Genomic DNA, 26,367 nt, shown 5'->3' with positions numbered 1-26,367 from the left:
CGAGGCGTGTCAGGCGTTGCCCGACAGCTTCTCACGCAGTGCGGCGAGCTGCTCGTCGCTGGCCAGCGAACCGCCGGCCGACGATCCGCCGGTCGAGCTGCTGCTCGACGACGATCCGCCGCGGCTCTCCGACGCCGACGAGTAGTCGGTCGGAGCGTTGGCGGCCTCTGCGGCAGCAGCGGCGAACTTCTCCATCTGGGCGGTGTGCATCTTGTGGCGACGCTCGGCCTCGGCGTACCGGGCCTCCCATGCCTCACGCTGCTTCTCGAAGCCTTCGAGCCATTCGTTGGTCTCGGCGTCGAAGCCCTCGGGGAAGATGTAGTTGCCCTGCTCGTCGTAGCTGTCGGCCATGCCGTACTTCGAGGGGTCGAATTCCTCGGTGTAGTCCTCGTTGGCCTGCTTCAGGCTCAGCGAGATCCGACGACGCTCCAGGTCGATGTCGATGACCTTGACCATCGCGTCGTCACCGACGGCGACGACCTGATCCGGCACCTCCACGTGGCGCTCGGCCAGCTCGGAGATGTGGACCAGACCCTCGATGCCCTCGTCGACCCGGACGAACGCACCGAACGGCACCAGCTTGGTGACCTTGCCCGGCACGATCTGGCCGATGGCGTGGGTGCGGGCGAACTGGCGCCAGGGATCTTCCTGAGTTGCCTTAAGCGACAGCGACACACGCTCGCGGTCGAGATCGACGTCGAGGACCTCGACGGTGACCTCGTCGCCGACGGCGACGACCTCGGACGGGTGATCGATGTGCTTCCAGGACAGCTCGGAGACGTGGACCAGACCGTCGACGCCGCCGAGATCGACGAACGCACCGAAGTTGACGATCGAGGACACGACGCCCTTGCGGACCTGGCCCTTCTGCAGCTGGTGCAGGAACTCGCTGCGGACCTCGGACTGGGTCTGCTCGAGCCATGCGCGACGCGACAGGACCACGTTGTTGCGGTTCTTGTCGAGTTCGATGATCTTGGCCTCGATCTCCTTGCCGATGTACGGCTGCAGATCGCGGACGCGGCGCATCTCCACGAGCGATGCCGGGAGGAAGCCGCGCAGGCCGATGTCCAGGATCAGGCCGCCCTTGACGACCTCGATGACGGTGCCCTTGACGGCCTCGTCCTTCTCCTTGAGCTCCTCGATGGTGCCCCAAGCCCGCTCGTACTGCGCACGCTTCTTGGAGAGGATCAGACGGCCTTCTTTGTCCTCCTTGGTGAGGACCAGGGCTTCGACCTCGTCACCGACGTTGACGACCTCATTGGGGTCGACGTCGTGCTTGATCGACAGTTCGCGAGAAGGGATGACGCCTTCGGTCTTGTAACCGATGTCGAGCAGAACCTCGTCCCGATCGACCTTGACGATGGTGCCTTCCACGATGTCGCCATCGTTGAAGTACTTGATCGTGGAGTCGATGGCGGCGAGAAAGTCCTCGGCAGTGCCGATGTCATTGACGGCTACTTGCGGCGAGGTGATCGTGGGGGACGACATATGTTGAGTTGCTCCGGACAGGTGTGTAGTAGGTACGATTCTGCAAAGCTCTGTTGATCGACACCACCTGGACCGGCCTGTCACCGGTCAGGGCAGGTGCGAACCGCGCGTCATCGGGCACACGCGCGTGTAGAAGCCTACTCCAGCGGCATTGTGCTGGGCAAATGGCTCGTCGCACGAGGCCGCCAGGACGTGCGGCCCGGCGGAAAATGAGACGATCCCCACGTGGCGCACTCACTCGAACTCCTCCTCGACGACTCGTCCGACCAGCAGGTTCGGGCCGAATGGGACGCCCTCGCCGCAGCCGGACTCCCCCATCAGGGTCGCGTCGCGTCGCCGACGAATCGGCCACACGTGACGCTGGTGGCCGCGTCCCGGATCGACGGAAACGCCGATGCGGCACTGGCCGCGGTCGCCATGCGTCTGCCGGTGGGCATGCGGCTCGGCGCTCCGATCGTCTTCGGCGGCGGACGGCGATCCACGCTCGCGCGGCTCGTGGTGCCGTCGAACGAACTACTGTCGGTCCACGCCCAGGTCTCGCGGCTGTCCGCCGAGTTCGTCGACCCCGGACCGGCCGGGACGGCGACGGGTTCGACCGATGGTCACCGAATTCCGTTCGCGCACACCGTTCCCGGGCAGTGGACTCCGCACGTCACCCTCGCGCGGCGGATGGACGCCGAACAGCTCGTCCGCGCCTTCGACATCCTCGACATACGCGCCGAGATCGTCGGCGAGTTCACCGCACTGCGACGCTGGGACCCGGACGCGGGAACCGACGTCGTACTCGCGGGGCGCGCCTGCTGACGGACGCTGGCCCCCACGCCGGACCGTCGCGGACCGGGCCGCGTGATCAGGCGGGCCGTCCTCCTGAGCCGGGCTTGCCGGGCAATCCCGCGAGCAGGCGACGAATTCGGGAGTTGTGCCGGAACCGGGGACAGGAGCGCGCACCGCACAACGCGCAATCGGTGCCCGCCCGGTAGTGCTCATGAGCCGCTCGGTCGTGACCGCAACGGCAGATCTCGTCACCCACGGCGCACAGATTACCCAAGCGTGGCCCCCGACCATCGGTAACGACGGGACCCGTTCGCTACACCGGGTACTCGGCCACCCGGTCGACGAACATCTGGCCGCCGGGCACCGTCACGCCCCCGAAGTTGTCCACTTGCAGACAGAGATGCATCGAGCGGGGCGGGAAGCGCGAGACGTCGGTGCTCTGCGCCCACAGCACGCCGTCGAGGAACACCGCGATACGCCGGGGGGTCCATTCCACGGCCCAGGAGTGCCACTTCGTCGCGTCGACATCGACCCGGTGGTGCTCGATGTCGTCCTGGGCGCCGTAGTGCAGGTTGTATTCGACGGTCCGTCGGAGCGGGTCGATGATCTCCATGAAGTCGATCTCGCCGCCGACCGGCCAGTCGTTGGCGTCGGGCCAGAGCAGCGCCACGGCATGCCAGGTCGGCGCCGCCACGGTGGCGCGCGCGCAGATCTCCCAACGTCCGTACTTGCTGCCTCCGCCTTTCACGGCCATCCCGCCCGAACTGCCGTCCGCGCGGGCGGTGATGATCAGGTTCCCGTCCGACACGGACACCGCCTCGGGGGTCCGTCGCCCGTTGCCGTCGTGACCGGGGCCATCGTAGATCCACCAGTTGTCCAGCGACGCCGCGGTGTCGAAGTGATCGAGTCTGGACGGACTCCCCCACCCGCCGCGTTGGGCGGCGGTGGCCGTGCACCGCTCCGAGTCCGCGGACGACGATCCGACGCCGAGTTGGTGACCACCGATCAGCACGAGGGCCCCGACGATCGCGAGGGCGACCGCCGACCAGAGATATCGACGCGTCTTCCGACCGGCCCGGGCCGGCCCACGATGGCGGTTCATCGGCGACCGGCTGTCGCGTCGAGCCGACCCATGAGCGACCCGTACGCCTGCACCGAATGATCCCACGACGCGGGGTCGTCGAACGTCATGTCCTGCATCGACGCCACGGCGGCGAGAGCGTTCCGCAGAGCGTCGATGTCACCCGGCGGGAAGAACACGCAGCCGTCATAGCCGTGTGCGGCTTCGGTGAGTGACGGTATGTCGGTGACCGCCACCGGAAGACCGAGCGACATCCCGACGTGCAGCGGGCCGCTGGCCGACGAGCGCCGGTACGGCAGGACCAGGGCGTCGGCGCCGGCGAGCCAGCTCGCTGCCTCGGCGTCGGTCACATAGCGGTTGACGAAGGTGATCCGATCGGCGAGCGGACTCGTCCCGATGCGTTCGGCGGGCAACTCCCACCCTTCCCACGTCTCCCCGATCACGGTGAGCCAGTAGCGTTCCGGATTCTCCAGGGTCTCGAATGCGGAGATGAGGTCCTCGAGCCCCTTGTAGGGCCGGATGGTGCCGAAGTAGGTCAGATTGACGCAACCCGGCGGGGCCGTTCGCATCGGTCGCGGACTCGACGAATACTGCCGGAAAGGCCCGTGCCGGACGACCTCGACGGGTTTCGCTCCGATCGGGTAGGTGGTCGCCAACGGCACGAGATCTGCCTCGGAGTGGATGACGAAGCCGTCGACGACACGCAGCAGGAGCGCCATCATCGAGCGGGTGTACCGCCGCACCAGAGGTATCTTCACCTCTCCGGTGTCCTGGATCTCGTGCATCTCCAGGATGATTCGCGATCCGCGGCACCGTGCGACAACCGCGAGCAGCAGATAGCTGTGTGCGACGGCCCCCGTCCACCACTGGAAGGTGACGACCTGGGGGCGGCGGCGCCACAGCAACCACAGAGCGCGGAACATGGACGGGAACCAGAACCAGTCGACCCCGTCGTACACGGAACCGTCTCGGGGATAGTCCAGGTCGGCTATCGGCGCGCCGACCCGGTCCGCGCCCGGGTACATCCGGGTCGGCAACAGGCGTCGCATCAGGACGACCGAGGTGTCGTACCGCATGCCGAACGCCTCGCTGAGGGCGTGGGTGTAATGGCTGATGCCGCTCATGAAATGCGGCCCGGAGCCCACGACCATGACCCGATCGACACCGGTGACCGGGCCCGAAGGCGTAGACGCTTCCTGGATCACCATCGGGCGAGACTGCTGAACCATGTCACCACATCCTCTCCTTGCAGGCACGACGCATCCAGGTGCGGCCCCGTGCATTCGACGATCGAGATGTCCGCGACGGCACCGAACCGCCCCCGGAACGCGTCGGCGTTCGTCGAGGTCGGCACGAGGGTGTCACCGGGGCTCACATAGAAACGAAAGTTGTTGCCACGCAACGATTCCACCGGCAGTCGCATCGGATCGACCTCCGCCGGGTCGGGATTTGCCTCCGCGATGGCTGTGCGATAGTCGTCGGGGGCCTGTTCGAAACTCAGCGCCGGCCCGATCGCGGCCAACCCCCGGGGCTGTAGGTCCCGGTCCTCGGCCATCAGGTTCACCGCGGCGATCGCTCCCATCGATTCCGCGAGAAAGAAGATGTCGGACACCCGGTAGCGGTCGACCGCCCAGGCGGCCAGCTCGGCGTAATTCGCCTGAGATGCGGTGTTACCGAACGCATTGCCACCGGCGCGGCTGGCCACCACCGCATACCCCGCATCCGCGAGTTCGCGCACCAGGCCACGGTGCGGATCATCTTTGTCGAGGATCGCCTCGTCCTCGTCGAGACCGTGGAAATAGACGACGACGCCTCGCGTGGTCACGTCTGGATCGACGACGCTCAGGGTGGCCTCCCCGTCGACGACTGCCCTGGTGCGGGTCAGGTCGCCGTCGTCGACAGACGAGCACGCCGTCACCACGAGCATCATCGCCAGGAACACCCCGATCCCGATCCGGAGCCTCATCGCGCAGCCACGCGCTGATAGAGCGAACCGACCCGACCGGCACGCACCGGAGCGATGTACTCGCCGCACACCCGTTCTCGGCCGGACCGCGCGAGTCGCTGTCGGAGGACATCGTCCTCGGCGAGGCGGACGAGCGCCGCGGCGAGATCGTCGACGTCCCCGGGCCTCACGAGCAACCCGGTGTGTCCGTCCTCGATGAATTCCGCCGGCCCGCCCGACCGGCAGGCGACGACCGGTATCGCACACAATTGCGCCTCGAGCAGGATCATGCCGAACGGTTCCTCGAACGACGGACAGGCCAAGACGTCGACCGCACCCAGCACGCCGGCGATGTCCTCCGTGTGCGGAAGGAACCGGATCGCATCGCCGAGCAGCTCCCCGCCGAGCGCCGTCAGCTCTGCCAGATACCGTCCGTCGTCGGTGCCCGGCGACCCCACCACCGCCAGTTGCAGGGGACAGCCCTGTGACCGTGCACGCGACACGGCCCTCACCAGGATGTGCAACCCCTTCTCGGGGTCGACCCGGCCCACGGCGGCCACCACCCGATCATCCGGACGGGCCGCCAGAAGCCTGCGCCACCCGGGATCGGCCGCGGTGTCGTCGGTTCGGTTGTCGAATCGGCGGGCATCGACGCTCTGCGGAACCACCACGACCTTGGCTCGCGCCCACGTCGGCACCTGGTCGCGCGAGGCGGCGCTGATCGCGATGGTGGCACCGGACAGCCGGATCATCGCGCCCAACAGCTGTCTCGGGAGACCGGGAGCAACGATCTCGTGGAGCTCGAGGACCGGCCTGGTGCCGGTGAGAAGACCTGCGATCACGCAATCGAGATGTGTCATCAGGAGATTCGAGTGGAGCACGTCGGCGTCGGCGGCTCGGACGGTCTTCACGAGACGGCCGATGGCCTGCACCGTTCGCCACACGCTGACCGACAGGTGCCGCACACCGTGCCACTGCCGGCCGTCCCCGGACCGCAAGCCCTGACGGACCGGGACTTCCATCGCGTGGAACTCGAGACCTAGTTCGCGCCAGCGTTTCTCGAATGTCCCGCCCCCGGGGGCGGCCAACGTCATCCGTACCGCGGACCGGTCGAGGAACGACGAGATGTTGAGCAGGCTCTGTTCGGCACCGGTCACCTCGGGTGACGGGGAGACCGCCAGTACCTTGATCACCGCACCCTGCTCCCAGCGACCAACGACCCGAAGTCATGAGTCAGCGCGGCGAGTGCGGCGTCGACGCGTCTGGCGTCGACCACGTTGTCGTGGAACGACACCGACAACAGACTCGCCTCGCGGGTGTGCAATGCGACAACCGTCACCCCATGGGGGCCGTCGGGTTCGGAGCTGCTCGCGTACACCTGGCGGCCGTCGGGCTCGAACGGGATGTCGGTACGCATGCCCACGTCCGAGAACGAGACGACGGCGGGCGAGCCCAGGTCGACCGAATCGGCGATCGCAGCACGACGGCGGCGCCCGCCCGTGCGTGCCGAAGACAGGACCGCACCCGCCAGCGGGCGGCCAGTGCGCAACCCCGAGCGGATCTGTTGCGACACATCGGCGATCGAGGTCTCGTCGTCGATGCGGATCGGCAGCGAGCCGAGGAAGTTCCCGTTGATCCAGTCCCCGTCCAGATACGTTCGCAGATCGACGACCACGTTCGAGATCGGCGCGACGTCGACGCCGGCCGCCCGTAGTGCCCGGACCACTGCGAAGGCGACGACCGCGAAGTTGCTCACCTTGCCGACCGATGCTCGCGCCGCAGCGATCGCCTCGTCACGGACCGATCCGTCGATGTCGGTGTACAAGGTCTTGCGCGACGGGTGCCACGGCACCGTCGGACCAGGTGGCGGTGTCTCAGGTCGATCCGGCCGGTCGGCGAACGCGGCGCGAAGCCGTTTCGGGTCTCTACCGAAGGCCGCCCAGGCGGCAGCGAGGACCGGTGCCCGTCCCGACGGGTGCGAGGCGACCGGCTTGTAGTCGCCGGTGGCCGCGGCGGCGGCCACCGCCTCGATGAGGGCGCCGTTGCTCCGTCCGTCGCCGAGCGCATGCCAGACCACCATCCCGAGATGGCGTGGAAACACCACGAACTGAAGCGGCAGATGCGGATCGGCATTGTCGACCAGTGCGTCCACGGCCTCACCGAGGCCGGTGGACCCGGCCCACGGTTTCCCCTCGGTCACCATGTCGTCCGTGGGTTGACCCGGTGTCCATCGCAGGGCGTCGGTGTCGAGTCGCCATCCGATCCGGGCATGGGGGTTCTCGGCCGCCACCCGGGCCAGCGCGGCGCGCACCTCGTCCACCGAGGGCAGGTCGACCGGGCCGAGCAGCAGGCTCAGCACCGTGCCCGTCCATGGCCGGTCGCGCCGCTGCACGGCGAGGGGTTCGGTCGACCCGTTGCCGGCGGACCCGGGAATGCGTGTCACGATACTTTTCATCTCGGATTCTCCTGATACAGGTAGACCCACACGCCGGGCCGCTCGTCGACGACCTCCCAGCGCGGGTCGGTGGACACATGGGAGCGCAGGTTCGTCACCGCTTCGGCGGGGAACAGACCGAAGTAGGCGCCGTAGGCCCGCATCGGTTCGGACAGGACGAGATAGGTGGGTCGGTCCCGGCCGGTCACGACCGACATGAACTGCTGGTAGTCGCTCTCGGACGCGAAACTCCTACCGCGCATCCCGGGTAGGAACATCATCGAATGGTCGTAGGTGTCGGTGTACTCCGCGAAGCGCACGTAGTCCCCGGTGCTGCGCTCCGGCCACACCGGCAGGAGAGGAGTGACGTAAGCGGGAAAGACGTTCCCGTTCAACACCTCTTCGCTCGCCGCTACCTGCGGGTCGCCGATCAGATTCGTGTACCAGTTCGCCGCGGAGGCGTGTGCGGCCATCGCGGTGACGAGCAGAAGCACCGCGAGCGTCGGACCGAGGATCATCCTCCGTGCACGTAATCCGCTCACCAGGACCGGCGACAGTACGAACGCGCAACCGATCAGTGAGTAGAGGAACACTCGGAAGACCGCTTCGCCCCCGTAGTTCTGGCCGCCGAGGATGAGAATCGGACTGAGCGCAAGGACGCCCAGCGCCCACACCGGTTGCCGCCGTCGCCATCTGACCAGCAGGACGATCGCCGTGGCGCCCCACAGACCGACCGTGAGCAGTCGCATCACCCAGCTGGCGACGACCTGCCCGGTCATGCCGGTCTGTCCGGCCCCGTTCGTCCTTGCGTTGCCGGTGACATCTCCGGAGAACAGTGTGTACTGCGAGACGACATCGAAGTTGTACAGCAGGACGGCCGCGAGCGCCGCACCCATCAGCAGGACGATCCACCAGGGCTTGAGTTGTCGACCCAGGACGAGCAGGCAGGCTGCGCCCAGAACCCAGTAGGGGGTCAGCTGGTGGGAGATGGCCACAGCGGCGAAGAGGATCACGAGGGCGACGGTCCCGGCGGGTCGGTTCCGAGAGAGCCCGATGAGAACGATGATCCCGGCCGTCAACAGGATGGCGAAGGCCTGCGGGGCGAAATAGTCCTGCTCCACCCAATTGAGCGTCACCACGAGAAAGCTCGCCATCAAGCTCTGGTCCCGGGTCAGTTGCCAGGCGCGCGCCGCTGCGTAGACCACACCTGCGAGCGCGAGACAGAACACCGGGGTGAACCCGTGCGCGATGTCGATCGGCTCGACGCCGGTGAGATCGCTCAGCCAGGCGGTGACCGCGAAGAGCCCGGGCCAACCGTTGTAGACGTCGACACCGTGCGCGAGCGAATGACTCTGCTGGACATGGTCGACGACGCCCAGATGCTTGTAGGTCCACGCATACATCGGCGCCTCGGTGGAGATCGCACGCGGGAGCCGCTGACAGATGACCATCGCGACGATCGCGGCCACCGCCGCGGGCGCATTGCGCCGGCGAATCGCGATCCCGAATCCCAGCGCAGCAAGCACGATCGACATCGCATACGTCGGCGACGCCCCGGCCAGGAGTCCGAACTGACTGAACGCCGACGTCGGGATCGTCTGCACGCCATGAACGAAACACCCCGCACACAGGACGAGCACCACCCATGGTGCGGCCGCCATCCCCGCCGGGCGGACCGGAGCGGCCGGTGTAGCGTCGGCCGGCTCGACTGCGGCAACGGGGTTGCGCGCCACCGTCGTCGCCGTCATCGCCGGATCACCCGCGATGCGAGATACCTACCGCGTGCCAGCCCTCCGGCTGCGGTGAGCAGCCCGAGACCCGCCAGCACGGCCGACGGGTTCCAGAGACCTGCCATCAACAGAGCGGTCACGCTGAGCGTGCAGACAGCCGCGCCGACTGTCGGGACCAGCGCCCATCGCGCCGAGCCCGGCAGGTCCGGGGAGAACGAGACGACGACGGAACCAGGACCCGCCAGCACGAACACCACCACCGCCAGCGCCTGCAGTGCTCCCGGCAACACGCCGGTTGCCGCCAGCGCCCCGATGGTTCCGCACCAGACGGCGACGCGCGCCAGCCGCCCGGCCAGGATGGAATTGCCTGCGTCACCCCACATCTGCTCGCGACGGAAGTCCAGGAACCCGGTGACCCGTCGCCTGCGGGTCCGCAACGGTGCTCCGCTCCGACCGGCGATCCGACCTCGCACCAACCGCCACGGACCCCGCGCGATTCCCGCCAGTTCGCGGCGGCGCAACGTCGCCAGACCCGGCTCGGCCGAGAGCGCTGCGTCGTGCTCGACCTCGGTGACCGCGCCGAGGTGCCGGACACCGACCACGAGCCGCTTGACGACCATCAGCGAGGTACGGGGGTTCACCAGCATCTTGACGAGCAGAGCGCTCAACCCGACGCCGTAGTCATGCATCTGCTTGTCGAGTTCGGCAACGGTCTCTCGGTGGCTGTGCCAGACGATGGCAGCGGGCTCTCTCGCGAGTAGACTGCCCGTCAACAGAATTCGCACGAAGATGTCCATGTCCTCACCGCTGCCGGCCGGCGCCCCCGCGCCGAGGGCCTCGTCGAATCCGCCGAGCGCGGTGACCGCGGACCGGCGGACCGCGAAGTTGGCGCCGGTGCCGAACTCCGACACCCGCAGCGGGAACAGGGCGTCGTCGGCCGCGTGGTCGTCGAGTCCGTAGAGCGCCGGCTCCCACCGCCGCGCCCAGCCCACCCGGTGGTCGAACCAGGCCTGCGACGGCGTGAGGACCTCCACCGACGGGACCATCCCGCACACGCAGGCCACCCGGTCGTCGCGTTCGAAGCCGACCACGAGACGATCCAGCCACCGCGCGTCGATCACCACGTCGTCGTCGGTGAAGGCGATGATGTCGTGGATGGCATGCCGGACGCCGACATTGCGGGCGATCGACAACCCCTGCCCGACCGCGTCGACGACCCGCACCGACACGCCGGAGGCCGCTTCGACGACCGGGCGCGTCAGACCGCTCGCCGGGTTGTTGTCCACCACCACGATCTCGAACTCCGGGTAGTCGAGGGCGACGAGGCTCGACAACAGGCGCGCCAGGTGGTTCGGCCGGTCACGGGTGCAGATCACCACCGACACCCCGGGCGAGGTCTGCCGGAGCGCAGGCGGCGAGGGCCGGGGCAGGTCGGCGACGCGTGCACGCAGGATCGAGCCGTCGACGGCGCCGTCGGTGAGCGGGACCTGGACGAAGCCGAGTGGCTGCCCGCCCCGCCAGACGAGGAATCGCGCCTCCGCGAAACCCGTACCGTCGATCACGGGTATCCGTGCGGATGGGATGGACCCGTGTTCGACCTGGCCCACCCAGATGGCGCCCGGCCACACCGGGTCCTCTCCGTCGGTTCGTCTCACCGGTGCGAGCATCGTCGGCGCGGTGGCCGTCGTGATGTCTCCCATCACATCCCCTCCTTCTGCGACCGGAAGCGCGACAGCACTCCCCGACCGTGCGCATCCTCACCGAGATGTCTGCGCGCGAACACGATTGCGGCTCCGGCGGTGAGCACCGCCTGATGCACGAGAATGACCAGCGCAGCGCCCACCGCTCCCATCGCCGCGCAGAACACGGGCATCAGCGCGAACAACAGAATCGCGGTGGCGCCGCTGAGTACCAGCGGGGCCCGGAGTCGACGTTGCGACTGCCGCAGTGCCGCCCACACCAGGTAGGGCAAACGGATGATCGAACCCGCACACAACACCACGACGACCGCGAGGGTCGAGGCCATGTCGTACGCCGGGTTCAGCACGTGCAGCGCGACGGGCACGACCGCCGCGGCACCTATCGATCCCAGCACGGTCACCACACCCGCTCGGGACAGGAGTTTCGTGGCCATCGCTCGGGCCGATCCGGGTGCTCCGGATGCGTGGACCGCGAGTGAGACCGCCATCGAGGCCCCGATGAAATCGAGTGTGGACACGATCGAGAAGACGAGCGCGAACCGCGCCCCCTCGTCGGGGCCTGCGAAAAGCGTGACGAGGAACGGCGTCAGAGCGAGAACGCCCAGGTTCAGTCCGGACAACGCGGTGGTACGGGTGACGACGCGATGGAACTCGACGACCGCCCGGCCTTCTTCGATCGTTCCGCTCGTCGGCAGGCCGTCACCGGTGTCGACGATCCGCCTGATCGCCGGACGCAACACCACCACCATGCACAGCGAGGCGATGACCACCGCCAGAGGCACGCTCTGCCATGCAATGGTCGCGACGAGCGCCGGCAGGAGCACGATCTTGGCGACACCGTGCGCGATGTTCGACGGCGGCACCCAGTTCGCCCGCCCGATGGCGATCAACGTGGCGCCTTGGAGGCCGTATGCCGACCAGGCGAGGATGCCGACCACGATCAGAGCAGCGACAGCGTAGTCGGCGCGCACCTCCGACAACGTGGCGACGACGAGCACCGCGCTGACGACGCCGGCCACGACCGACAGGAGAGACGCCAGCCGCAGACCGCGCCTGAACACCGTCGGACGGTCACGTCCGACCGCCGGCAGGACCGCCGAGTAGGCGTCGCCGACGCCCGCCGCGATGACCGAGCCGACGGCCGTGATGACCGACAGGATCGCGGTCATCACACCCAACTCGTCCGGCGTCACGAAACGTGCCGCGTAAGCCCAGAAAGCCACCCCGAGAACAGCATTGATCGCCGATCCGACAGCGACGGCAAATGCGTCGCGATGCACCCGGCGGGCGCCGTACCGTGAGGTCGATGGGTCTCGGGCGTCGAGGTCAGCTGACATGGCGGGATCGCGCCCAGCCGGAGTCGCCACTCTGTACCGGTTCGGCGGGCGCCGCGGGCACGTCGATACGGATCGGGGTCACCGATCGGCCCGACCTCCGCTGATGAGCGAATTCCTGGCGGATCGTCCGCAGCACGCGCAGCCCGTCGCGGACCGCGTTGAGGTTGCTCTCGCCGTGGATCCGGTTCGCCTCGAAGCTGTGCACCTCGGTGATCCGTTGACCGCTCACCGCGATGCGGACGTTGATGAGGGTCTCGATCTCGAAACCGTCGCCCCATTGTGGGTCGGTCTCTGCCGTGGACGGCAGCTGCATGACGCCGAGACACCGCCGCCAGAAGGCGTTGTAGCCGTAGCACAGATCGGTGAACCGACACGAGAAGAGGGTGTTCACAACCAGGTTGAGGCCCCAGTTGCCGGCTCGGCGAACCCTGGTGATGTCCGCGCTGCCGCCGCCGGCCACGAAGCGCGACCCCTTCGCATAGTCCGCACCGTTCACCAGCGCTGCGACGTACCGCGAGATCTCCTGCGGGTCAGTGCTTCCGTCCGCGTCGATCATCACGATGATCTCACCGGACGAAGCGGCGAAACCGCACGCCAGCGCGTTGCCCTTGCCTTTGCGGGTCTGGGTGACGTGGACGGCGTCCGGCCACAGGGCACGACCCACCGCCACCGTGTCGTCGACCGAATGCCCGTCGACGACGACGATCTCGTCGACATCCGGCGGCATCCGCGCCGCGACATGCGGCAAGTTCTTCGCCTCGTTCATCGCAGGCACTATCACCGAGACCGTCGGGCGTGGCGTTCCCGGCGCCAGATGGTCCCAGATCCCGGGAACAGCAGAGCTCCCCCCGGGAGTGAATTGATTCTCCCCCATAACAATCCCTTTTCAGGTCGGCCAGGAATGAAAGCGCTCATCACATGGCCGGACCGACATGCCCGCAACAGCGGCCTGTCGGACCGATGAGTTGCGCATGAAGCCCTCGAAAATCGGGGCCGATGCGACGCCGGAACCCATCCCCCCGGAAAGGTTTCCCCCCGGGCATCGCTGAATACAGCTTGGCACAGATTTGATGGGGTCGCAATCGCGACAGTATGAACAGTGCATTTTGCCCCCGTGAGTTAGATCACTGAGATGTCTAGCGTTGCGTACCAATCCGTTTCGGGTCGCGGTCCGAAAAAGTCGATGAGCGTCGAACGCGAATCGGGTGCATCCGGCCCAGTGAGGACGTCGGCCGGTGAACCATTTTTTCCATACCTTCTGGAATGTTTCCCGGGAAGACGTCCGTACCCAGAGGACTGGTAGTCAACTGTTGTGACCGACGTGAGAGTGACGTGAGAGGCACCGTTGCCATGATCAGTCCATGACCGAGACAATGAACCCCACCGACCGACCCGCACCGAGCGCCGACGAGTTCGCCGAACGACTGTTCGGTTCGACACTTGCCACCGCCGAGACATTGAGCGTGTACCTGGGCGAGCGCCTCGGGTGGTACCGATGCCTGGCCGAATCGGGACCGCTCACCGCCGACGGACTGGCCGAGCGAACCGGCACCAACGCGCGCTATGCCCGCGAATGGCTGGAGATGCAGAGCGCTTTCGGCATTCTCGACGCCGACCTGACCACCCAGCCGCACACCTTCGCCATCTCACCGGGCGTCGCCGAGGTACTCACCGACACCACGAGCCTGTCGTATCTCGGCGCCCTCCCGCGTATGTTCGCGGCGTCGGCACGCCATCTGCCGGAGTTGCTCGATGCCTACCGGAACGGTGGGGGCGTGAGCTGGGAGACCCTCGGCGCCGACGCGCGGGAGTGCCAGGCAGATCTCAATCGGCCCTGGTTCGACGCGCGCCTCGCGCCGGCGCTGGCCGGCGTCGAAGCCCTGCACGAGCGGTTGTCGCGGCCCGGGGCGCGGATCGCCGACGTCGGGTTCGGAGCGGGCCACTCGACCATCGCACTCGCGCGGGCCTACCCGGAGGCCACCTTCATCGGGTTCGACGTCGACGAGGCGTCGGTACGGATGGCCCGCGCGCATGCCGAGGCGGCGGGTGTCACCGACCGCGTGACATTCCGCGTCGCCGACGGCGACGAGGCCGCGGCGCACGGCCCGTTCGACGCCGCCTTCGCGTTCGAGTGCCTACACGACATGCCGCGGCCGGTCGAGGTCCTCGCCGCGGTCCGGCGTGCACTGGCGCCCGGAGCTTCCCTGATCGTCATGGATGAAGCCGTATCCGACGAGTTCGACGGTCCCGCAGACGATCTCGACAAGATCATGTACGGGTTCTCGTTGCTGGTGTGTCTGCCGGACTCGATGAGTTCACCACCGTCCGCGGCCACCGGCACGGTGTTCCGACCGTCGACGCTGCGTCGGTACGCGCACGACGCGGGTTACGCCGACGTGACGGTCCTACCCATCGAGGATTTCAGCTTCTTCCGCTTCTACGAGCTGACGACCTGACCCCGTCGGTGCGCGCCCGGCGCGCAACGAGGTGACGGCGACGTCGACGACATCGGACGCAGCCATGGCGGCACCGGTCGCGACGAGATCGTCCGTCACCGCCTCGCCCAGCGCGGCTTGGATTCGATTCTCGACGGAACCGAGTCGCTCGACGTCGTTCCCGAACGGATCGGACCCGGCCGCCTCGTGTGCTCGCCGGATGGCACCGAGGATCAGAGCCGCCTGTTCGCACCGCCCGAGATCGACCAGGACGTCGATCACCGAGCGCAGGGTCACCCACTGATTCGTCCAGTTTCCCGCTTGCCGAAAATGCTCGAGCACCTCCACGTACGACCGGGCGGCGGCGTCGGTTGCGCCGGAACGGGCCTCGATCGACGCCCGCGACGCCATCGCCACCCCCAGTAGGTACCGGTCACCGTGTCGGCGCGCGGACTCGATGGCACCCTCGAGGAGTTGCCGCGCCCGCCCGGGATCGGCGTCGAGCAGACACTCGCCGGACACATAGCGACACCAGGCCGCGACAACGTCTTCACCTGATGTGGCACAGGCGATCTCGAGGGACCGCGCGGCCGGGTACGCGTCCTCGCCGCGGTAGGCACGGATGAGCAGTGCACTGATGTCGGCCATGTGCGCCGCCCCCGGCATGCCGGCCGCCAGTGCGAGTTCGCGGAACGTCCGCGCGTCGTCGAGCGCAGCGTCGAGATCCCCCTGGAACAGCCCGATGTCCACGAGCATCATGTGGAGGTAGACGCGGACCGACGGGTCGGGGCCGGCGTCGAGGCCCCGGCGCGTGCACCGCCGCGCGGTCGGCAGGTCGCCGTCGAAGCGGGCGCCGCCGGCCGACACCGCCCACACCGCGGACCCGAGCGACGAGTCGTCGTGACGGTCGATGAGCATCCGCGCCCATGCGGTGACCTCCGGACTCATGGTCAGTTCGAGGAAAGGAATCGACCCCTGCAGGATCGTGTCGGCGAGAGCGGGGTCGTGAGCACTCGCATGATCGATCGCCTGCCGCACATCGTCGAGCCGTGCATCGACCAGGCGCGCGGCGTCGAGGTGTCCGCGACCGTAGACCTCGCACCCCAACGGACCCAGCCAGTCCGCGACCCACGCAGTGTGCGCGCACCGCGCACCGTCGAGGGCGTCCCGACTTGCCAGTGCATCAATACCGAAGGCACGCAACGTCTCCAAGAGGAGGTAACCCCCCGGATCGACCGACACCATGCACGCGTCGACCAGTTCGGCCATCGCATCGGCCACGTCTTCGCGGTCCAGCACTCCCGTCGCCGCGGCCAGGAACTCCGCATCGTCGAGGCCGAACCGGGAGGGGAAGATGCTGAGGACGTCGAACAGACCACGCGCCGGGTCGCTCAGCAGTCCATAGGACCAGTCGACGAGAGCGTGCAGGCTCCGGTGCCGGGGCGCGATCCCGCGCGGACCGCGCAGGACCCGGAAACGCCAGTGCAGTCGGTCGACGAGCACTGCCGGGGGTATCGCCCGCGCCTTCGTCGCCGCGAGCTCGACACCGAGCGGCAGGCCGTCGAGCCGTCGGCAGATCTCCGCGATCGCCGGCGCAGTTGCTTCGTTCAGCTCGAAGCGCGGATCGCGTGCCCGGGCACGGACACAGAACAGCCGGACGGCATCCGACGACTCGATGGCGGCGGGCGCCGCGTCCACGTCCGGCACCGGAAGTGGATCGAGGGAGAAGATCTGTTCGGCGGCAATTCCCAGCGGCACCCGTGAGGTCGCGAGCACCGTGATATCGGGGCACCGATCCTGCAGCGCGACAACGAGTTCGACCGCTGCCTCGAGGACGTGCTCACAATTGTCGAGCACGAGCAGTCCGCGTCGACCGGTCAGCGCGCCGGTGAGTGCGTCCAGGGCCGCGACATCGCGACGCATCGACAGGCCCGTCGCCGAAGCCACCAGGTGCACCACCGCGTCGCGGCTCGCGACCGCTGCCAGTTCGGCGAACCAGACGGGACGGTCACTCGCCGACCGGACATGGTGCCGGACAAGCGCCGTCTTGCCGACACCACCGGGGCCGAGGACCGTGACGACCCCGCGTCCCCGCACGGTTGCCGTCAGGCCCGTCAGGTCGGCATCCCGGCCTATCAGCTGGCCCGAATCATGGTTCGCCGCGCCGATTTCGGTATGTGGTACCGCGACTGTTCCGGCCGGCCGCCGATCCCCGCGGACGCGGCGCGGCGGCGGGTCCCCGTCGAGGATGCGGGCATGCAGCTCGCGGACCGACGGGGCCGGGTCCGTGCCGAGATCCTCCGCGAGGCGTCGACGCAACCGTTGGTAGGCATCGAGCGCCTCGGCCGCACGATCCGTCCGCCACAGCGCCGCCATGACCCGGAGGTGGAGCCCCTCGCGATAGGGATGATCATCGACGAAGGGCAGCAACCGGACATAGGCGTCTTCCGGACGGCCGAGGGTGACCAGGGCATCGGCAGCTGTCTCCGCGGCCAGGACACGCCGTTCGAGGAGCGCCCCGACCTCCGGCTGCGCCCAGGCACAGTCGGCGAACTCGCCGTATGGCGTTCCATGCCACAGACTCTCGGCCTGGTCGAGCAGATCGACAGCCAGCTGGGGCTCGGCATCGACGACGGCGACGGCCCGTGCCACGGTGTCGTCGAAGAGCAGTGCGTCGACATCGGTCCGATCGACGATGAGCGTGTACCCGGGCGCGGTCGTGACGACTCGCAGACGGCCGTCGACCTGACGTCGCCGCAAGGTGGTTCGTAGTCGGAAGACGAGGTTGTGCAGGGCCGACTCCGGGGTGGCCGGCGGCGCGTCGGGCCACAGGATGTCGGTCAGCCAGTCCACATCGGCAACCGCATTCGCGCGCGATGCCAGGGCGGCGAGCAGACAGCGGAGGCGAGGCGTGCCGAACTGCGGTCGGGACACACCCGCGTCATCCGGTGTGTCCACCGGACCCAGCAGAGTGAGACAGACCATGGCCTTATCATCGCAGGATGTCCCCCAACCAGGCGGAATCCGAACAAACGACATCGAACGGCCCGGGGTCGAGCCGTCCCCCGAGGATCCTCGGCGACGTGGACTCCGCGACCAGCGACCGTGCCAGCCGGTGGTGGTGGGATCACGACGCGGAGAACTATCACGTCGAGCACGGCGACTTTCTCGGTGCCCATGCCGCAGGCGGGGATTTCGTATGGTGTCCGGAGGGTTTACGCGAGGCCGATGTCGGGCTCCTGGGGGACATCGAGGACCAGGACATCCTCGAAATCGGCTGCGGTTCGGCGCCCTGTGCCCGGTGGCTGGCCGCGCACGGCGCGCGCGCAGTCGGCGTCGACCTGTCGCGGCGGATGCTGGGCATCGGACTCGACGCGATGGCGGCGGAAGGCGTGCGGGTCCCGCTCGTCCAGGCGACCGCCGAGACCCTGCCCTTCGCGTCCGCGTCGTTCGACGCCGCGTGTTCGGCCTTCGGCGCGGTACCGTTCGTCGCCGACTCGGCCGGCGTGATGAGCGAGGTCGCACGGGTCCTGAAACCCGGTGGGCGTTGGGTTTTCGCCGTCAATCACCCGATGCGCTGGATGTTCCTCGACGATCCCGGGCCGGAGGGCCTGACCGTACGGATCCCCTATTTCAACCGCACGCCGTACACCGAGACCGATGCCGACGGAACGTTGACCTACGTCGAGCACCACCGCACCATCGGTGACCGTGTTCGCGAACTCCGGGCCGCCGGGTTCGTTCTCGACGACATCATCGAACCCGAGTGGCCGGACGGTTTCGACCGCACCTGGGGGCAATGGAGCCCGTTGCGCGGCAGCTACTTCCCGGGAACAGCCATCTTCTGCAGCCACAAGCCCGACTAGCGGCGCTCACAGCAGCTTCGACAAGAACTCCCGGGTGCGCTGTTCTCTCGGATCGGCGAGGACCTGACGAGGGTTCCCCTTCTCCACGACGACGCCGCCGTCCATGAACACGAGCTGGTCGGCGACCTCCCGGGCAAACCCCATCTCGTGCGTGACGACCAGCATGGTCATGCCCGACGCAGCCAGCTCACGCATCACCTTCAGGACATCACCGACGAGTTCGGGGTCGAGCGCCGAGGTGGGTTCGTCGAACAACATGAGTTTGGGGTCCATCGCGAGCGCACGCGCGATGGCGACACGCTGCTGCTGGCCACCCGACAGCTGGGCCGGATAGGCGTCGGCCCGGTCGGACAGGCCGACCCGGTCCAGCAGGTAGCGGGCTTTGTCGACCGCCTCCGAACGCGACTGACGCTTCACCTGCATCGGCGCCTCGATCACGTTCTCGAGGGCCGTGCGATGCGGGAACAGATTGAAATGCTGGAACACCATGCCGATGTCGCGTCGCTGGGTCGCCGCGTCCTTGGCACTCATCTCGTGGAGCTTGCCGTTGCGTTCCCGGTAGCCGATCAGATCACCGTCGACGTAGAGCCGGCCGGCGTTGACGACTTCGAGGTGGTTCACACAGCGGAGAAACGTGGACTTCCCCGATCCCGACGGACCGATGAGACACAGCACCTCGCCGCGCGCCACCTCCAGCGAGATCCCCTTGAGGACCTGGACCGAACCGAAGCTCTTGCAGACCCGGTCGGCCACCACCATCGGCGGCGGCGATCCGCCGGCGGCCGGTGCGGCCGTGTCTTCTGCGGGACTCATGCCTTCTCTCCCCCTGCCGGCCCGGCGGCGCCGCCGGGCGCCGTGGCCGCGCCGTCGGCCATCGTCTTGAGTTGCCGCGCCGTGAGCTGCCGGGTCGCGCCCTTCGCGTAGTAGCGCTCCACGTAGTACTGGCCCACCATCAGGACACTGGTGATGACGAGGTACCACGTGGACGCGACGAGAAGCAGCGGGATCGGCTCGAAGATCACGCCCGAGATGTCCCGCTGACGTCCGTAGAGGTCGAGGGTGAGCGGCACCGCCGCCACCAGGCTCGTGGTCTTGAGCATGCTGATCAGCTCGTTGCCGGTGGGCGGGATGATCACCCGCATGGCCTGGGGCAGCACCGTTCGTCGCATGGTCTGCGCCCACGACATACCCAGTGCCACCGACGCCTCGGTCTGCCCCTCACCGACCGAGGACACACCCGCGCGGACGATCTCGGCCATGTACGCGGCCTCGTTCAGGCCGAGTCCGATGACCGCGAAGAGGAACGCGGCGTTGAGCGTCTGGATGTCGAGCGACACGAACTGGTGCACGAACGGTATGCCGAGGTCGATCTGCTTGTAGATCGCCGGGAACAGGCCCCAGAAGACCAGCTGCACATACACGGGGGTGCCGCGGAAGATCCACAGATACACCCACGATGTGCCGCGCAACACCGGGTTCGGGCTCAACCGCATGATCGCGAGGACGACGCCGAGCACGATGGCGATGGCCATCGACAGCAGGGTCAAAGCGAGGGTGTAACCGACCCCCGACAGGATGCGCGAGTCGAAGAGATAGTTGCCGTACGTGCCCCAGCTGTAGGCCTCGTTGGTGGCGGCACCGTAGATGAACAGTGCGCCCAACACGACGATGATCACCGCCGCGACCCACTGTCCGGGACGACGGAGCGGAACCGCCTGGATCGGTTCGGGTTCGCCCGGCGGGGAGGCGGCGGTGCTGTGCGGTGACGTCATGTCAGCTCACCGCGCCGTTGATGACGGAGACATCGATCATGCCCTCCTCGAGGCCCCAGTTGGCCGCGATCTCTTCGTACTGTCCGTTGTCCATCAGGTACTGCACGGCCCGCTGCAGTGCGGGCGCGAGCGGTGAGCCCTTCCGCACCGGCCACCCGTACGGCGCGGAGTCGAAGACCCCGCCGGCGGGCTTCAGACGATCGTCGGTGCGTTTGATCGCATAGGCCGTGACCGGCGAGTCGGCCGACATCGCGTCCACCCGACCCAGGATCAGTGCGTTGACGGCCTCGTCCTGGCTGTCGAACCGGACCTTGTCGATCGCCGGTTTCCCCGCAGCGACACACGCCGCGCTCTTGGCGGGAACCTCGTCGGTGTCCTCGTAGGTGGTGGTCTGCACCGCGACCCGGAGCCCGCAGGCGTTGTCGGGGTCGATCTCGTCGTCGTTGTCGCTCGCCTGCGCCCACTGCACGCCCGCGCTGTAGTAGGTCACGAAGTCGACCTGCTTCTCGCGCTCGAGGGTGTCGGTGAACGAGGACATCCCCAGCTGGTAGGTCCCGGCCTGCACCGAGGGGATGATGGTGTCGAACTGGGACTCCTTGTAATCAGGAACGAGTCCGAGCACCTTGCCGACGGCGTTCATCAGGTCGACGTCGTAGCCGATGATCCTTCCCGATGCGTCCTTGAACTCATTCGGCTGGTACGGGATGTTGACCCCGACGATCAGGCGTCCAGTGCGCGCGATCTCCGGTGGGACCAGCGCGGCGATCTCCGGCACCGTCGCGACGTCGACGTCGATCGGCACGACCTGACCGGCGCGCTCCCGCGCCTCGTTGTCCACGCATCCGGTCACGACGACGAGGACGGCGAGCAGGACGCCGAGCCAACGAGCCACCCGCGTCACACCACTACCCTTCGTCCGGCCGATCGCACCAACTCACTGTAGTTCGCCCGCCGCGCCCCGGCTCGCCACCCACCGTTCACGCGTGTGCGCGCCTGTTTCCGCTCCCTCAATCCGAGAGTCCCGCAAACCATTGCTCCCAAAACGAAAGAACAACAAACCGCTGGTCTATGTTGTGCAAGCGAATGCCCCCCTCTGCTCCCTGAGGTGCGAGGAGCGCAAGCGACGAGCCACGAAGGGTTGGCGACGCATCTCACCAAGACCCTTCGTGACGGCCTCCGCAAGCTCCGGCCCCCTCAGGGAGCAGTAATCGGACCCGCTCCGAGCACAACGAATTTTTTCGTAGTCCGCTCGCAGAGCTCACCCCTCGACGATCCGCCGGACCACCGCGTCCGCGAACTCGGCGGTGGTCACCTCGCCCCCCAGGTCGCGGGTCGCGGTGTGCGCGAGCGTCTCGGCAACCGCCGAGTCGATCCGGGCACCGGCCGCGACGAGGGCCGCGTCGTCGGTCATCTGCCCGTACCTCTGAAAACCCATTGCCACAGAGGCGATCATCGCGACCGGGTTCGCGATGCCGCGCCCGGCGATGTCGGGTGCGGCACCGTGCGACGCCTGCGCCATCACGCGGGACTCCGAGCTGTTGACCGAACCGGCGATGCCCAGCGAACCGGCGAGCTCGCCGGCGAGGTCGGACAGCACGTCGCCGAAGAGGTTCTCGGTGACGAGGACGTCGAAGTCCGCGGGACGCCGAACCAGCAGGGCCGCCATGGCATCGACGTGTTGCTCGGACACCTCGATCTCGGGGAACCCGGCGGCGATGTCGCGGCATGCATCCCGGAACAGGCCGGTGGTCATGCGCAGGACGTTCGCCTTGTGCACGATGGTCAACCGCGGCTGCCGGTCGGAACCCGCACGCTCGATCGCGGCGGCGCATGCGACTCGCGCGATTCGCTCCGACGCCGCGCGTGTGACGAGCCCGACCGCCAGTGCCACGTCGGGTGTCGGCATGAATTCGCCGCTGCCGACCGCCATGTTGCGATCGGCGTAGAAGCCCTCGGAATTCTCCCGCACGACCAGGACGTCCATGTCCGGCCGGAGCGCCGGAACACCCGGAAATGCCCGGGCGGGACGGAGATTGGCGAACAGGTCGTACCGGGTTCGCAGGACCGCTCCCGGCGTGCGGTCCCCATGACCCGGCGGGTACGCCGCCGAGTCGTGGGGGCCGACGATCCAGAAGCCGAGCTCGTCGAGGGCCGTCAGCGTCTCCGCCGGCACCGGATCGCCGTGCGAGGTGATCGCAGACAGCCCGAAAGGTAAGTGCTGCCAACTGATCTCGATCGATTCCGCACGAGCGGCAGCCTCGGCGATCGTCACCGCCGCCGGCACGATCTCGGGTCCGATCCCGTCCCCGACGAGGACTCCGAACTCTCTGTCCCGGTCACCCATCAGTGAGCTGCGTCGTCCCAGGAGCGTCCGAACCCGACCGACACCTCCAGCGGGACGGACAAGGTGATGGCATTGCCCATCTCCTCCCGGACAACGGCTTCGACGGCCTCCCGCTCACCCGAGGCGACCTCGATCACGAGTTCGTCGTGGACCTGGAGAAGTGTTCGCGACGTGAGCCCTTCAGCTGCGAGGCGCTTGTGGACGTTGATCATCGCGACCTTGATGATGTCGGCGGCGGTGCCCTGGATGGGAGCGTTGAGCGCCATCCGTTCGGCGGACTGCCGGCGCTGCCAGTTGTCGCTGTTCAGATCGGGCAGATACCGCCGGCGACCGAACAGTGTTGCGGTGTACTCGTTTCGGCGGGCCTCGGCGACCACGTCGTGCAGATAATCGCGCACCCCGCCGAACCGCGCGAAGTACGCCTCCATCTGCTCCTTGGCCTCGTCGCGGCTGATCTTGAGCTGGGCGGCGAGCCCGAATGCGCTGAGCCCGTACGCGAGTCCGTACGACATGGCCTTCACCCGGTGACGCATCTCGGTGGTGACCTCGTCGATCGGCACCCCGAAGGCCCGTGACCCGACGAAGTTGTGGAGGTCTTCCCCGGTGTTGAAGGCCTCGATGAGGCCGGCGTCCTCCGACAGGTGTGCCATGATCCGCATCTCGATCTGGCTGTAGTCGGCGGTCATGAGGCAGTCGTAGGGCACACCGGTCGCGGTGTCGGCGCCGACGATGAAGCCCCGCCTGATCTCGCGGCCCGCCTCGGTACGCACCGGGATGTTCTGCAGATTCGGTTCGGTGGACGAGAGGCGTCCCGTCGCGGCGATCGTCTGATTGAACGTCGTGTGAATACGTCCGTCGTCCGCGACCGACTTCAGCAGCCCGTCGACAGTGACCTTCAGCCGCGTCGCGTCGCGGTGCTCGAGGAGGTGTGCGAGAAAGGGATGCTCGGTCTTCTCGTACAACGACTGCAACGCGTCGGCGTCGGTGGTGTAGCCGGTCTTGGTCTTCTTCGTCTTCGGCATGTCCAGCTTGTCGAAGAGAATGGTCTGCAACTGCTTCGGCGAACCGAGGTTGATCTGTTCTCCGATGACCTCGTAGGCCGCCTCGGCCGCGGCGCGGATCCGGTCGGCGAACATCCGCTCGAGGGCACCGAAATGGTCGACGTCGACGGCGATGCCCGCGGCCTCGGCATCGGCGAGCACGAACGACAGCGGCAGTTCCATCTCGGTGAGCAGCGGTTTGGAGTCGATCCGGTCCAGTTCCGTGTCGAGCGTGTCGGCGAGTTCCTGGACCGCCCGCGCCTCGAGCATGTGCTGTTCGGCCACCCGCCCGTCCGAATCGTCGTCGAGCAACGACATCTGGCCGTCGCCCGGGCCGCCGTCGGCGCGCAGTTCACGACGCAGGTAGCGCAGCGCGAGGTCGTCGAGGTTGAACGTCCGTTGTCCCGGTCGGACCAGGTAGGCCGCGAGCGAGGTGTCGCTGGTGACACCGTCGAGCTTCCAGCCGCGTGAGCGCAGCGCGTGTACGGCCCATTTCGCCTCGTGGACCGCCTTCGGCGCGGACGGGTCGGCGAACCAATCCCCCAGTGCCGCCTCGTCTTCGGGATTCAGCGCGGTCACATCGACATAGGCGGAGGTCCCATCAGCGGCCGCGACCGCCACCCCGGTCGGGTCCGCCCCGACCACGACATGCGGGGCGGTGACGGCGAGACCGACGCGACCGGTGCGCGCATGCTCGGTCAGCCATCCGGCGACCTCACCGGCACCCAGGACCGCACCGTCGAGATCGAAACCTGCTTCCGCCTCGGGTTCGACCGAACTCAACGTCGAGAAGAGACGGTCTCGCAAGACCCGGAATTCCAGGTCGTCGAACAGCTGGTGGATGCGGTCCCGGTCCCACCCGACCATGGCCAGGTCGTCGGGGGACGTCGGCAGCTGCATGTCCCGGACGAGCTCGGTGAGCTGTCGGTTGGTCTGTACCGACGCCAGATGAGCGCGCAATGCGTCGCCGACCTTGCCCTTGACCTCGTCGACGTGATCGACGAGGGCCGCGAGCGACCCGTACTCGCGGATCCACTTCGAGGCGGTCTTCTCCCCGACTCCGGGTATACCCGGCAGGTTGTCGCTGGGGTCACCGCGCAGCGCGGCGTAATCGGGGTACTGGGTGGGAGTGAGACCGTACTTCTTCTCGACCTCCTCGGGCGTGAACCGCGTGAGGTCCGACACGCCTTTGCGCGGATAGAGCACCGTGGTGGAGGCGTCGACGAGCTGCAGCGAGTCGCGGTCGCCGGTGACGATCAGGACCTTGTATCCGTCCTCCCGGGCCCGCGTCGCCAAGGTCGCGATGATGTCGTCGGCCTCGTAACCCTCGATGGCCAGCACCGAGACACCCAGCGCGTCCAGGACCTCTTTGGTGAGATCGACCTGGCCGTTGAACTCGTCCGGGGATTTGGACCGCTGCGCCTTGTACTCCGGATACATCTCCGACCGGAACGTCTTGCGTGAGACGTCGAAGGCCGCGGCGATGTGCGTGGGCTCCTCATCGCGCAGCAGGTTGATGAGCATCGAGGTGAAGCCGTAGACGGCGTTGGTCGTCTGCCCCGAATGGGTTTTGAAGTTCTCCGCCGGGAGCGCGAAGAACGCCCGGTACGCCAGGGAGTGCCCGTCGAGCAGCATCAACACCGGCTGCTTGGTCTTGCCCTTGGCGCCGGGTGCCGCCTTGCCCGTCGATCCGGTGGCCTTGGCTGGGGTCGTTGCCGGGGAACTCTGCGCTGGACTCACAATCGCCGAGTCTAGTGACCGCCCCCGACACAGCCTGCCGGACTCCTCACACTCGGCCTCTCACGGGAGGGGCCGGTACATGGACCACACCTTGGGGCCGTCGAGCGGCAGTTCGAACTCCTCGGTCACGCTGAACCCGAAACGCTCGTAGAGGGGCACGTTGCGGACGTTCGAGCACTCGAGATAGGCGGGCCCGTCGATCTGCTCGAGTCGGTGCCCCAGCAGGGAGGTGCCCACTCCTATCCCGTGCACCGGCGCCCCGATCTGACCGAGGTACCAGTGCGGCTCCTTGGGACGTCGTTTGCCGAACTCCTCCTCGAGCTTCATCCCGCGGCTCATCCGCGAGCCCATCGCCCGGAAGAAGCCGACCATCGACACCATCTGCGACAGGGCCGAGACCTTGTGGCCCGGGGGATCCCAGGCGGCGGCACCGACCGGTTGCCCGTCACGCATCGCGAGATCGAGCGTCGAATTCGGGCCGTGGCTGTACTTGAGCAGGGTGCGGAACATGATGAGGTGCCGCGCCGTGTCGGGCTGCATCCAGACCGTCACCGGGTCGTCGGCGAAGGCCTGTGCTAGTAACGAAGCGGCGAGTTCGACGTCTGTGGTGGTGGACACGCTGACCGGGACCATCGGACCAGCGTACGACCCGGATCGGGTCTCCGACAGTACATCGCGACT

20 protein-coding genes are annotated in these 26,367 nt (G+C 67.6%); 3 read left to right on the top strand and 17 right to left on the bottom strand.

Going from position 1 to position 26,367, the window contains the following annotated elements:
• Positions 1-9: 9 nt before the first annotated feature.
• The gene (gene rpsA / locus ACFUEJ_RS15625; RefSeq protein ID WP_058251851.1) at positions 10-1,488 is read right to left on the bottom strand and encodes a 30S ribosomal protein S1; all 1,479 of its coding nucleotides are present in this window, start codon (positions 1,486-1,488) and stop codon (positions 10-12) included.
• Positions 1,489-1,713: 225 nt separating this feature from the next.
• Here rpsA and ACFUEJ_RS15620 point away from each other — a divergent pair, with 225 nt between their 5' ends.
• Positions 1,714-2,292, top strand: coding sequence for a 2'-5' RNA ligase family protein (locus ACFUEJ_RS15620; protein ID WP_388030429.1), 579 nt, complete (start codon positions 1,714-1,716; stop codon positions 2,290-2,292).
• 283 nt (positions 2,293-2,575) lie between these two features.
• On the opposite strand, the gene ACFUEJ_RS15615 is transcribed toward ACFUEJ_RS15620, so the two are convergent.
• From ACFUEJ_RS15615 to ACFUEJ_RS15575, 9 genes are read right to left on the bottom strand one after another with little or no spacing between them, the layout of a single operon-like run.
• Complete coding sequence (locus tag ACFUEJ_RS15615; protein WP_388030427.1) at positions 2,576-3,364, bottom strand: glycoside hydrolase family 16 protein; 789 nt, start codon at positions 3,362-3,364, stop codon at positions 2,576-2,578.
• On the bottom strand, positions 3,361-4,572 hold the full coding sequence (locus ACFUEJ_RS15610) for a glycosyltransferase (RefSeq protein ID WP_388030425.1): 1,212 nt from the start codon (positions 4,570-4,572) through the stop codon (positions 3,361-3,363). The genes ACFUEJ_RS15615 and ACFUEJ_RS15610 overlap by 4 nt, the downstream gene beginning before the upstream one ends.
• Positions 4,545-5,309: an alpha/beta hydrolase gene (locus tag ACFUEJ_RS15605; RefSeq protein ID WP_388030422.1), complete on the bottom strand. Its 765-nt coding sequence runs from the start codon at positions 5,307-5,309 to the stop codon at positions 4,545-4,547. Before ACFUEJ_RS15605 ends, ACFUEJ_RS15610 begins: the two co-directional genes overlap by 28 nt.
• Positions 5,306-6,481 carry a glycosyltransferase family 4 protein gene (locus ACFUEJ_RS15600; protein ID WP_388030420.1) on the bottom strand — a complete coding sequence of 392 codons (1,176 nt, stop codon included), beginning with the start codon at positions 6,479-6,481 and terminating at the stop codon, positions 5,306-5,308. The genes ACFUEJ_RS15605 and ACFUEJ_RS15600 overlap by 4 nt, the downstream gene beginning before the upstream one ends.
• Positions 6,478-7,743 (bottom strand): hypothetical protein, encoded by a 1,266-nt coding sequence (locus ACFUEJ_RS15595; RefSeq protein WP_388030418.1) that lies wholly within the window; start codon positions 7,741-7,743, stop codon positions 6,478-6,480. Before ACFUEJ_RS15595 ends, ACFUEJ_RS15600 begins: the two co-directional genes overlap by 4 nt.
• A complete protein-coding gene (locus ACFUEJ_RS15590) occupies positions 7,740-9,470 on the bottom strand; it encodes a hypothetical protein (RefSeq protein ID WP_388030415.1) in 1,731 nt (576 codons plus the stop codon). The genes ACFUEJ_RS15595 and ACFUEJ_RS15590 overlap by 4 nt, the downstream gene beginning before the upstream one ends.
• Positions 9,467-11,152 (bottom strand): glycosyltransferase family 2 protein, encoded by a 1,686-nt coding sequence (locus ACFUEJ_RS15585; protein WP_388030413.1) that lies wholly within the window; start codon positions 11,150-11,152, stop codon positions 9,467-9,469. The genes ACFUEJ_RS15590 and ACFUEJ_RS15585 overlap by 4 nt, the downstream gene beginning before the upstream one ends.
• Positions 11,152-12,489, bottom strand: coding sequence for a lipopolysaccharide biosynthesis protein (locus ACFUEJ_RS15580; RefSeq protein ID WP_388030411.1), 1,338 nt, complete (start codon positions 12,487-12,489; stop codon positions 11,152-11,154). Before ACFUEJ_RS15580 ends, ACFUEJ_RS15585 begins: the two co-directional genes overlap by 1 nt.
• Complete coding sequence (locus ACFUEJ_RS15575) at positions 12,479-13,363, bottom strand: glycosyltransferase family 2 protein (protein WP_388030408.1); 885 nt, start codon at positions 13,361-13,363, stop codon at positions 12,479-12,481. The genes ACFUEJ_RS15580 and ACFUEJ_RS15575 overlap by 11 nt, the downstream gene beginning before the upstream one ends.
• 487 nt (positions 13,364-13,850) lie before the next feature.
• Between ACFUEJ_RS15575 and ACFUEJ_RS15570 the strand changes: the two genes are divergently transcribed.
• Positions 13,851-14,945, top strand: coding sequence for a class I SAM-dependent methyltransferase (locus ACFUEJ_RS15570; RefSeq protein ID WP_388030404.1), 1,095 nt, complete (start codon positions 13,851-13,853; stop codon positions 14,943-14,945).
• Here ACFUEJ_RS15570 and ACFUEJ_RS15565 read toward each other — a convergent pair.
• Entirely contained in the window at positions 14,895-17,882 is a 2,988-nt protein-coding gene (locus ACFUEJ_RS15565; protein ID WP_242697076.1) for a BTAD domain-containing putative transcriptional regulator, read from the bottom strand. The genes ACFUEJ_RS15570 and ACFUEJ_RS15565 overlap by 51 nt on opposite strands.
• 44 nt (positions 17,883-17,926) lie before the next feature.
• On the opposite strand from ACFUEJ_RS15565, the gene ACFUEJ_RS15560 reads away from it, so the two are divergent.
• A complete protein-coding gene (locus ACFUEJ_RS15560) occupies positions 17,927-18,790 on the top strand; it encodes a class I SAM-dependent methyltransferase (protein WP_165629952.1) in 864 nt (287 codons plus the stop codon).
• 6 nt (positions 18,791-18,796) lie between these two features.
• Here the strand turns inward: ACFUEJ_RS15560 and ACFUEJ_RS15555 are convergent, their stop codons facing one another.
• The 6 genes from ACFUEJ_RS15555 to ACFUEJ_RS15530 all read right to left on the bottom strand — a co-directional run bounded on the left by ACFUEJ_RS15555 (position 18,797) and on the right by ACFUEJ_RS15530 (position 26,319).
• On the bottom strand, positions 18,797-19,603 hold the full coding sequence (locus tag ACFUEJ_RS15555; protein WP_272498183.1) for an amino acid ABC transporter ATP-binding protein: 807 nt from the start codon (positions 19,601-19,603) through the stop codon (positions 18,797-18,799).
• Complete coding sequence (locus ACFUEJ_RS15550; protein ID WP_165629951.1) at positions 19,600-20,562, bottom strand: amino acid ABC transporter permease; 963 nt, start codon at positions 20,560-20,562, stop codon at positions 19,600-19,602. Before ACFUEJ_RS15550 ends, ACFUEJ_RS15555 begins: the two co-directional genes overlap by 4 nt.
• A 1-nt stretch (position 20,563) precedes the next feature.
• Positions 20,564-21,463, bottom strand: a complete 900-nt coding sequence (locus tag ACFUEJ_RS15545) for an ABC transporter substrate-binding protein (RefSeq protein ID WP_165629950.1) — start codon at positions 21,461-21,463, stop codon at positions 20,564-20,566.
• A gap of 357 nt (positions 21,464-21,820) precedes the next feature.
• Complete coding sequence (locus tag ACFUEJ_RS15540; RefSeq protein ID WP_165629949.1) at positions 21,821-22,906, bottom strand: isocitrate/isopropylmalate dehydrogenase family protein; 1,086 nt, start codon at positions 22,904-22,906, stop codon at positions 21,821-21,823.
• On the bottom strand, positions 22,906-25,686 hold the full coding sequence (gene polA, locus ACFUEJ_RS15535; protein WP_388030396.1) for a DNA polymerase I: 2,781 nt from the start codon (positions 25,684-25,686) through the stop codon (positions 22,906-22,908). The genes ACFUEJ_RS15540 and polA overlap by 1 nt, the downstream gene beginning before the upstream one ends.
• Positions 25,687-25,746: 60 nt before the next feature.
• A complete protein-coding gene (locus ACFUEJ_RS15530; RefSeq protein WP_388030393.1) occupies positions 25,747-26,319 on the bottom strand; it encodes a GNAT family N-acetyltransferase in 573 nt (190 codons plus the stop codon).
• Positions 26,320-26,367 lie beyond the last annotated feature (48 nt).

The organism is Gordonia sp. NPDC057258, assembly GCF_042668985.1.
GTDB classification, from domain to species: Bacteria; Actinomycetota; Actinomycetes; order Mycobacteriales; family Mycobacteriaceae; genus Gordonia; species Gordonia hongkongensis.
This window is presented reverse-complemented; position numbering and strand designations above follow the sequence as displayed.